This is a genomic window from Microcoleus sp. FACHB-1515 (genome assembly GCF_014696105.1).
Lineage (GTDB): Bacteria > Cyanobacteriota > Cyanobacteriia > Elainellales > Elainellaceae > JAAUTJ01.
In genome coordinates this window covers 1-9,545 of record NZ_JACJPO010000007.1, presented here as the reverse complement: position 1 = coordinate 9,545, position 9,545 = coordinate 1, and the positions used below count along the sequence as shown (strand labels likewise).

The window sequence follows — 9,545 nt, the reverse complement described above, 5'->3', positions numbered from 1 at the left end:
CTGCCCACCGCTGTCGAGTGCTGCTCAAGCGGCGTGATCTGATCAAGGGGCTAACCAGCTTTCATTGGTGGGCAGCGGCGGTTGGCTGATTAGCAGTGGCACTTAATCATGGGCAATCAACCGGATTTGATATTATTTTGTAATTGGAAGTGCTAGAGCCGCCTTTTCGCTCGATCGAGAACACTCACGGCTCACCCAGAAACCCAGGAAAAACCTGAAGACAATCAGGCGGACGCTCAACCTGAATCCTCCTATATGCAGGTCAAAAAGCGATCGCACGATTGAGCAGTCAGCTTTTGTTTAATTCTGAGCAATTAGCCATTCAGCCCAATGTTGAATGTTCCGCTGGTTGAAACTGAACCATCGCTGACGGTGAAGCCGAAACTATCCGCATTGGTTGTGCCGTTGTAGAACAACAGACGCGAGTTTGCTGTGTTGTGCAGGAACACATTCTTACCATTCATCCCAACAACGGAGAGATTGGTAATGTCCGATGTAATGCGTCTAGTCGTCACTGCTTCCAGGTCAAATAAATACCAACCATCATCCGCTGCACCCAAAGTATCATCTCTGCGGAAAGCAATGTTCGATCCGGAGATTCGGGAGAAATCGTCGTTGTAGCGAGTGCCGTTATCGATCGAGTAAGTTGTTGAGCCGTTGTAGTACTCGACATTTTTGTCAGAGCCGTATCTGGTATCCCAGGTTAGATAAGTACCAGATGCTTCTGGCAAACCGAATACATTCGAGCCAACCGATCTTAAGTCCATTGGGTTAGAAATCGCAGGTGCCCAAAATACCTGTTTACTGTCGGTTGAAGAAGTTTTTCGGGTGAAAGCGATCGCTCCAGAACCAGAAATTGAAGTTAGATAATCATCGATCGTGTTGCTATTGTCGATCGAAAAAGTGTTGGAGCCGTCATAAAAGTAGATGTCGTACAGGTCAGTATTATCAGGAAGAATGTTCCAAGCGACCTTAGAGCCAAACATCTTTCGGTTGAAGACTCGTCCGACATCACTAAACGGCAATTTAATTGCAGATGCCCTCGTGTTTGTGTTGAATAGGTAGATACCCCTTGCAGGATTGGTGGTGTTAGAACCAAATGAGCGATCGAATGAAATGTAAGAGCCAGAAACGATCGGGTTGAAGTCGCTGTGGCTAGTGCTTGAATCGACTGCGGCTACAGACCCGCCGTTGATGGAGTATTGTACATCTGACTCATCAGAATAATCAGTTCTCCAAGCCACAAGTTCTCCATCCAAGGATAACTCCCTATCCCGTCTAGAGTTTGTTGTGACGCGAGTTGTAGCGTCCGTTGTGCCGTTGTAGAAATAAATTTCGGCATTCGTACCCGTACCGCTAATCCAAGCAGCGTTGCTGCCAGAAATTGCGAGGCTGCTGTCTTCAACGCTGTTTGTCGTGAGTCGTTTGGTTTGACCTGTTGCACCGTTGTAGAAATAAATTTCAGCATTACTGCCGCTACCGCTAATCCAGGCTGCATTGTTACCCGATGTGTATACAAAAGCGGAACTTGAATTGCTGTTGGGAATTTCTTTGGTGCTTTGATTGCGATAAGAAATTCGGCCACTGTCGATGTCTGCTTGCGTGAACGTGCTGTTCAGTGCAAGGGGTGCGTTGTTGAAGAGAAGGGAGCCATTGGTAGGCAATCGGGTCAGGCGATAGGTAAGCTGTCCAGAGGATTGCTCAGCGTCGATTGACTTCAAAAAGCTAGCATTAATCACCGAAGCATTGTTGCGATTTGCATTAAACAGTGCGTTTGCAGTGAGGCTAGGAGCCGTGTTGATTGGGTTAGGAATTGGGTCGGGAATCGTATTGATTGCAGTCGCTTGAAGACTAAGACGATACTTGGTTTTCGCAGTCGTGCGACCTGTGAAAACTTTAACGGTGTAAGTGCCAGCCTCTAATGTAAGTGCTAGATTTTCATTTTGCTTTCCACGTCTACGAGAAGAAAAAGTTCCTTGGTTGGTTGGCAGTGATAGATTTGCATCCGCCTTCAAGCCAGTCAGCGCGATCGCAACACTGCTGCGTTTGCCGATCGAAAAAGTTATTAAATCCGTTGAATTTTTACCGCCAATCGCATTTCGGAAGTTGACAGATGCTTGCAGCAAATCTTGTCTGGCTGTGAAGCGTTCAGTGCGAGCAGTCGCCATAGATGTGTGCCAAATTGTTGGATGAATTTGTTTTGTCGTGATGCGATCGCACACTTTTTCTAGCAGTGTGCGATCGCGATTTGTTTTGGATCAAAGGCTGATCCAATTCTGTTTTCGGCCAGTGGACGAATTTCCTACTCGGTAATCGACAAGGTGTATTGACCCGAATCGCTGTTGGAAAAGCCTTGAACAACGATGCGGTAGCGACCCGATCGCGGCAGGGTGATTGCTGTATAGACGTTGGTTGAGTTGTTTGTATCATCGACTTCAGCGATGCGGCGATTGCTGGCGTCGTAAACTCGCAAGAGCGGATCGAACTCGCTGCTTTCGAGCGCAACGTTAAGCGTTTGGCCTTGGGTGCCGTCAATGAAATACTGTTGGAAGCGACCGGGACTGAGGAAATTGGTGTCATTCACCAGTGCGGCAGGCGGCACAAACGCTTCATCGACGCGAACGAAATAGCGGCCATTGTCCGCATCCATGTCGTATCCACCGACGACGATGCGGTAGGTTCCCGATCGCGGCAGCGTCACAGTTGCCATCGAATTGAGTGTGCCGTTGGCGTCATCGTTTTCAACCAAAAAGCGGCCACCTGGCCCATAGATGGTCATGTAGGGATCGAAATCGCCGCTTTCAACGGAGATCGTAACTTCTTGACCCGCCGTGCCTTGAAAGGTGTGGTCAACGGTTTCGCCCACATCAAGAAATCCAGCGTCGCTGAAGACTTGAGCGATCGCTTTCGGGACAAGTAGCGCAAATGTCGTTCCAGTCAGAGCGATCGCGATCGCCAGCTTGCGAACAGAGTGATAGTTCAGCATGATTGCGTTTAACTCCAAGCAGGTGAATGAATGCAGGCTGCAACAAAACTTTGTGTCTAATTTGTTACTTGCAGCATCAGAAAATACGGCTTGAACAAGCAGGACTGATGTGAAGTTTGGTGAACAAATTTCGGGGGTTGATGCTGCTTTTCAGGTGATGAAACTAAATTAGCCAGCCCGTCATCGATTTGACAGCCGAAGAAAGTCTGGAAAAAGTCTGATAAAGGTCTGTTTCGGTTAAGAAATAGGTCAAAATTGATGGAAAATACAGGTTTTCTTTGAATTCTTAGAGGGAGTGCGATCGCTCCAAGCAGTGTTTTATTCTCCGTATCGCTGTTGCCAATGTATTAAGTAGTGTGTCTTCCATCTCTGTGTTTTTGCAAAGCAGTCGTTGAGATTGCGCCTGTTCATTCACCTGGTCTAAGCTGTTATGTCCGTTGAAGAAGCCTTGGCGATCGCCGCCCAATTATTACCGCAGCAACGCCTGAATAAAGTGGAAGAACTGGTGTTTCGGCAAACTTGGGAAGGCCAGTCTTATCAAGAAATTGCCAAAGCATCCGGCTACGGATTGGGCTATATCAAAGACACCGGATCAAAGCTGTGGCGATCGCTCTCTGAGGCATTAAACGTGAAGGTAACGAAGTTTAACTTTCGCGTGATTTTGCAACAACAGGCGCAACAACAGGCGCAACAGGCGATCGAACCTGCGCGAATGCATCAAGATTGGGGCGATGCGATCGATGTTTCCGGCTTCTACGATCGATCGAGCGAACTAGAAACCTTGAGCAGTTGGATTCGCAATCGGTGTCGCTTGATCGGGATTGTCGGCATGGGCGGCATTGGCAAAACCGCGCTTTCGGTAAAGCTGGCGGAACAGGTACAGACTGAATTTGACGGGTTGATTTGGCGATCGCTGCGGGATGCGCCGCCCCTGAGTGAACTGCTGACGACGCTGATTCGCGGTTTGGCTGAGCCGGATTTACAACTGCCCGATAGTGACGGCGGCAAGCTGACTCAACTGCTGGAATGTCTGCGGCAAAAGCGCTGCCTGATTGTGCTGGATAACTTCGATGCTTTGTTTCAGGCGGGTCAGCGGGTCGGCGTGTATCGCGAGGGCGATGCAGGCTATGGCGAACTGCTCAGGCGTGTGGGTGAAACGCGCCATCCAAGCTGTCTCGTCTTGACCAGTCGCGAACAGCCGATCGAGGTGAGCATTTTGCAGGGGGAACACGCTGCCGTTAAAGTTCTACCGCTGACGGGTTTGAGCGCGATCGCTGCCGAACAACTGCTGGTTGATAAAAACCTGCAAGGCTCATCGGCTCAGGTGCAAATGCTGACCACGCGCTATCAGGGAAATCCGCTCGCCCTCAAGATTACAGCCGCGATCATTCACGACATTTTTGCAGGGCAAATCGAGCCGTTTTTGCAAACGGAAATGATTGTGTTTGACGGCATTCGGCAGTTGATCCGCGAACAGATCGATCGCCTCTCGGACTTGGAAATTAAGCTGATGTACTGGCTGGCGATTAACCGCGAACCAATCAGCGCGATCGAGCTACAAGACGACCTTGTTCCGCCCGTGTCGCCAATCAAAGTGGTGGAAGCACTCGAATCGCTAAAGGCTCGATCGCTAATTGAGCGATCGCCGAGCGGCTTCACGCAGCAGCCCGTTGTGATGGAATATCTGATCGAGCGATTGATCGAACAGGTCTGCGCTGAACTGCTTCACTTTCAGCCGCATCACTCGTTTCTCAACGCTTTTGCCCTGATCAAGGCAACCGCACGAGACTACATCCGCGACAGTCAGGTGCGCGTGATTTTGCAGCCCTTGGTGGAGCAGGCGATCGCGCAACTCGGCAGCGATCGCGATTTGGCCGATCAACTGAGTCATCTGCTCTGGCAGTATCGCCAAGCTGAGTACAAAGCAGGCTATGCGATCGGCAATGTGATCAATCTGCTGTGTCATCTTGACATTGACCTGACTGGCTCGGACTTTTCGCATTTTCCCGTTTGGCAGGCATATGTGGCTGATGTTTCGCTTCAGCAGGTGAACTTTGCCTATGCTGACCTGAGTAAATCCGTGTTTGCTGAAACCTTTGGTGGCGTGTGTTGTGTGGCCTTCAGTCCGAACGGAGAACTGCTGGCAACCAGCGATACCAGCGGGGAAGTGCAAATTTGGCACTTGGGCAGCGGCAAACAGCAAATTGCCTTCAAAGCTGACACGGTTTGGACTTGGGCGATCGCCTTCAGCCCAGATGGAACGCGACTGGCAACCGGAGGCGATGACCGTCAGGTGAAGCTGTGGGACGTAGCAACGGGTGAGTGTATCCAAATTCTCAGCGGCCACACGCACACGATCAACGCGATCGCGTTTTCTCCAAACGGGCAACTGCTGGCAAGCTGCGCTGAAGAAATTCGCTTGTGGTCGCTGCCAGCTTTCACCTGCGAGGCCGTTTTGTCTGAGCATTCGGCGCGTGTGTGGTCGATCGCTTTTAGCACTGATAGTCAAATCCTAGTTAGCGGATCGGAAGACTGCACGGTTAAAGTGTGGGACATCCCAACATACACCTGTCGCCGCTCGATCGCCGCTCATTCACACTGGGTCAAAGCCGTTGCCATCAGTCCAGATAGTCGTGTGATTGCCAGCGGCAGCTTCAACGGCAGCATCAAACTTTGGTCGGTCGAAACCGGAGAATGCCTCAAGACCCTGCACGGTCATCGCGCCACCGTCACCAGCGTAACGTTTCGATCGAGCGGAGCAGCGATCGCCAGTGGCAGCTATGACGAGACGGTGAAACTGTGGAATGTCAACACAGGCCAGTGCGTCCAAACCCTGCATGAACATCGCAATCGCGTTTGGTCAGTCGCCTTCAGTCCCGACGGTCAACTGCTTGCCAGCGGCGGCGACGATCACGCCACGCGCCTGTGGAACCTCAAAACCGGACACTGTGCCAAAGCTTGGAAAGGCCACACAAACGGCATTTTGGCGATCGCTTCCAGTCCGCAATCTTCCCTTCTAGCAGTCGGACATGAAGATCAAGCCATTCGCCTGTGGAATCTCGATCGCCAGCAACTAGTTCGATCGCTACAGGGACATCGCGATCGCGTTTGGTCAGTGGCGTTTGCGCCGGAGTTGCCTGTGCTTGCCAGCGGCAGTGCCGATCGCACCATCAAGCTGTGGAATTTTCAGACCGGACAGTGTTTGGCAACCTTGACAGGTCATGCAAGCTGGGTATGGTCAGTCGCGTTTCAACCGGATGGCAAGCGCTTGGCAAGCGGCAGCTACGATCAAACCATTAAGCTGTGGGATGTGGAAACGCGGGAATGCCTGCAAACGCTTGAAGGTCATTCCGCTCCGATCGTCTCGATCCGGTTTCGGGCGGATGGTCTGCTTGCCAGCAGCAGTTTCGATACGACGATTCGCATCTGGGATCAGGGAACCTGCATTCAAATCCTCAAAGGCCACAGCAACAGCGTTTGGGCGATCGATTGGAGTCCCAACGGCATTTTGGCAAGCAGCAGCTATGACCACACGCTTAAACTCTGGGATGTCGAAACAGGCGAGTGCATTCACACCTTTGCAGGGCATCTCGCTCCGGTTGTGGCGATCGCCTTCAGTCCGGATGGACAGTACCTCGCCAGCGGCAGTTTCGATCGCACCGTCAAACTTTGGGATCTTGAAACAAGGCAGTGTTGCCGCACCTTCTACGGTCATGCTGGACTGGTTTCGGCGGTCAGCTTTCAGCCTGGCGCGATCGATGCCCATGTCGATGCATCTGCAATACTCATGAGTGGCAGTTTTGACGAAACCATTCGATTTTGGGACATCGCGACGGGAAAAGCACTACACACCATTCGGACACCCCGCCCCTACGAGGGGATGAACGTTACAGGTGTTGTCGGCGTGAGCGATGCTCAAAAAGCCACGTTGCGGGCACTCGGCGCGATTGAGCCGTATTAAATGATTTCTTTGAGTTCGTCCTGCATCACGCCGAGTCTGAGCGCATAGCCCGCATGAATCTTCAATTGCGGCAGATTCGCCAGCGGCAGCAAAGGCGGCAACGGTCGCAAGCTGACAAGTTCGATCGCGGGCATCGAGCAGCACCGTACAGCCCTGTTAAGCTAGTTGACGCGCAACCTCTAAACCGAGTCCTTTGTTTGACTCCGGTGATGAAGGCTTTAGTGATTGAGCGCCTTCATGTGCGCTTCCGCGTAGCGAGATCCAGCCGCGATGCCTTTGGGAACCACTGCTTCAATTCGGCTCAACTCTCCCTCCGTCAACGTAATCTCAGTGGCGGCAATGTTTTCTTCCAGATACCGCCGCCGCTTTGTACCGGGAATCGGCACGATATCATCGCCCTGTGCCAGTAGCCACGCCAAAGCAAGCTGACTCGGTGTTACGCCTTTTTCGGATGCAATTGCCTTCACCTGCTCGGCCAGTTGCAGATTCTTGTAGAAGTTCTCGCCCTGAAAGCGCGGTGAATTGCGGCGATAGTCGTCGGGGGCAAAATCGTCGGGGCTGGTGAACTGCCCGGAGAGAAAGCCGCGACCGAGCAGGCTGTACGCCACGTAGCCAATGCCTAACTCGCGCACAGGGGGCAACAGTTCATCTTCTGGCTCACGGCTCCACAGTGAGTACTCGGTTTGCAGGGCGGTAATCGGATGAACCGCGTGTGCCCGTCGAATCGTGGCCGGAGCCGCCTCAGACATACCCAGATAGCGGACTTTGCCTTGCTTCACCAGTTCGGCCATTGCCCCGATCGTCTCTTCGATCGGCACAGTCGGATCAACCCGATGCTGATAGTACAGGTCAATCACATCCACGCCCAAGCGCTGCAATGAAGCATCACACGCCTGACGCACATACTTTGGTTTGCCGCTCACGCCCAAAAACTGACCGTCGTGGCTGCGGACGTTGCCGAATTTGGTGGCGAGAATGACCTGATTGCGGCGATCGCGAATCGCTTTGCACCAGTTCTTCATTCGTAAAGGGGCCATACCTATCCTTTAATTCGGCGGCTGGTGAGACGTTTAGCAGCTTAAGATTTACTTTCATAAATCAGCTCTAAAACCCTTTCCTGTTATTGTGTGCGATCGAGTTTGACGCGACCCAACCTTTTTGGAACCTGGTACACTCAACACAAGCAAGGCATGTTAGATGACGACCACACAAGACAAAAAGATTATCAAAAACAAACTGGGCATCCTCAAACTCGCTGAAAGACTTGGTAGTGTCTTGCAGGCTTGCAAAGTGATGGTCTACTCTCGTGACGGCTTCTACCGCTTCAAGCAGCTTTACGAGCAAGGCCGTGAGATTGCGCTGCATGAGATCAGTCGCAAGAAGCCGTGTGTGAAGAATCAGGTCAAAGCACACAAAAGACCTCCTGCATGACTAATTAAGGAATGTGCCAGTTTAGGGTATGCTTCGCTGCCTTCGGGCGCTCGCTTGCACAATGGAAGCATTGCATCTGGGAGGAGCATCATGCGCTACAAGGAACTGAACTCATTGGGCGAAACCGAGTTCAAACGCTTGTGTGGAGTGAGCCGTAGCACTTTTGGCGAGATGGTGGAAGTTTCGCGTCCTCACCTGGAGCGACAAGGACAGCCCGGCGGACAGAACAAGCTGGATGTCGAGGATCAACTGCTCATTACCCTGGAGTACTGGCGCGAGTATCGTAGCCAGTTCCACATTGGCGTCAGTTGGGGGGTACATGAAACGACAGTGGGGCGCATTGTCAAGAAAGTCGAAGATCTGTTGGTTAAGTGCGGCAAGTTCTGCCTGCCGAACCAGCGCCAGATGTACCAACCGAGATGGGAGTGGAAGGTGATGATGGTGGACGTGAGCGAGATGGAAATTAAACGACTCAAAAAAACCAGAAACGTTACTACAGTGGCAAACATAAATGTCACACGCTAAAGCCGCAACCGGTGGGGGACTATGAAACTAGGCAAATCATTTGCACCGCCATCGACACGAGTAGAACCCATGATTTCAAGCTGCTCAAACGCAGTCGCATCCCGTTTATCTCGTCACAATTGTGTTTAGCTGATCGAGGTTATCAAGGCTTTGCCAAACGTCACGCGGGAACTTGTACGCCTGCGAAGAAACCACGCAAACAACTGTTACCTGATGCGGAGAAACAGCATAATCGGGCATTCGCTCGACTGCGGGTGCGAGTGGAACACGCGATTCACCGCTTCAAGATTTCTCGCATCTTTTCGGGACGCTATCGTAATCGTAGAAGGCGGTTTGGCTTGCGCTTGAACTTGATTGCAGGCTTACTCAACTACGAACTGGCACACTTTGCTTGAGTCATGCAGGAGATCTATTGAACAAGCGGTTGTCGATTTTGCCATTGCATTTATTATTGCAACTTAGAGCAAAAGCTGCTCAAACTAACCTTGCTACTATAGTTCATGCACTGCACTTAACAATAAACCTAAGACACAGGGGGGAAGATTGGTTGAGCAATCTTCCCCCCTGTATGCAGCTAATAACATCCTGGCACTGAGCTATCTTCACAGGCAGTCACCTACCCACTATTTTCGCCGCAGCAGC

6 protein-coding genes and 2 pseudogenes are annotated in these 9,545 nt (G+C 51.5%); 4 read left to right on the top strand and 4 right to left on the bottom strand.

Annotation, left to right across the window (positions count from 1 at the left end; translation table 11 throughout):
* Positions 1 to 314: 314 nt before the first annotated feature.
* Both H6F67_RS00535 and H6F67_RS00530 read right to left on the bottom strand, forming a co-directional pair.
* Positions 315 to 2,168, bottom strand: coding sequence for a cadherin-like domain-containing protein (locus H6F67_RS00535; protein ID WP_190762265.1), 1,854 nt, complete (start codon positions 2,166 to 2,168; stop codon positions 315 to 317).
* Positions 2,169 to 2,302: 134 nt separating this feature from the next.
* Entirely contained in the window at positions 2,303 to 2,986 is a 684-nt protein-coding gene (locus tag H6F67_RS00530; protein ID WP_190762263.1) for a PPC domain-containing protein, read from the bottom strand.
* A gap of 430 nt (positions 2,987 to 3,416) precedes the next feature.
* On the opposite strand from H6F67_RS00530, the gene H6F67_RS00525 reads away from it, so the two are divergent.
* Entirely contained in the window at positions 3,417 to 6,947 is a 3,531-nt protein-coding gene (locus tag H6F67_RS00525) for a WD40 repeat domain-containing protein (protein WP_190762261.1), read from the top strand.
* Here the strand turns inward: H6F67_RS00525 and H6F67_RS00520 are convergent.
* Positions 6,944 to 7,081 (bottom strand): hypothetical protein, encoded by a 138-nt coding sequence (locus H6F67_RS00520; RefSeq protein WP_242020429.1) that lies wholly within the window; start codon positions 7,079 to 7,081, stop codon positions 6,944 to 6,946. The two genes, H6F67_RS00525 and H6F67_RS00520, sit on opposite strands and share 4 nt — an antisense overlap.
* Before the next feature lie 84 nt (positions 7,082 to 7,165).
* Positions 7,166 to 7,984 carry an aldo/keto reductase gene (locus tag H6F67_RS00515; protein WP_313926740.1) on the bottom strand — a complete coding sequence of 273 codons (819 nt, stop codon included), beginning with the start codon at positions 7,982 to 7,984 and terminating at the stop codon, positions 7,166 to 7,168.
* Between the two features lie 160 nt (positions 7,985 to 8,144).
* Here H6F67_RS00515 and H6F67_RS00510 point away from each other — a divergent pair.
* The 3 genes and pseudogenes from H6F67_RS00510 to H6F67_RS28435 all read left to right on the top strand — a co-directional run.
* A pseudogene (locus H6F67_RS00510) lies at positions 8,145 to 8,351 on the top strand (helix-turn-helix domain-containing protein); the annotation flags it as partial.
* A gap of 117 nt (positions 8,352 to 8,468) precedes the next feature.
* A complete protein-coding gene (locus tag H6F67_RS27260; protein ID WP_199304170.1) occupies positions 8,469 to 8,903 on the top strand; it encodes a transposase family protein in 435 nt (144 codons plus the stop codon).
* A gap of 8 nt (positions 8,904 to 8,911) precedes the next feature.
* Positions 8,912 to 9,298, top strand: a pseudogene (locus tag H6F67_RS28435) (transposase family protein); the annotation flags it as partial.
* Positions 9,299 to 9,545: the final 247 nt, after the last annotated feature.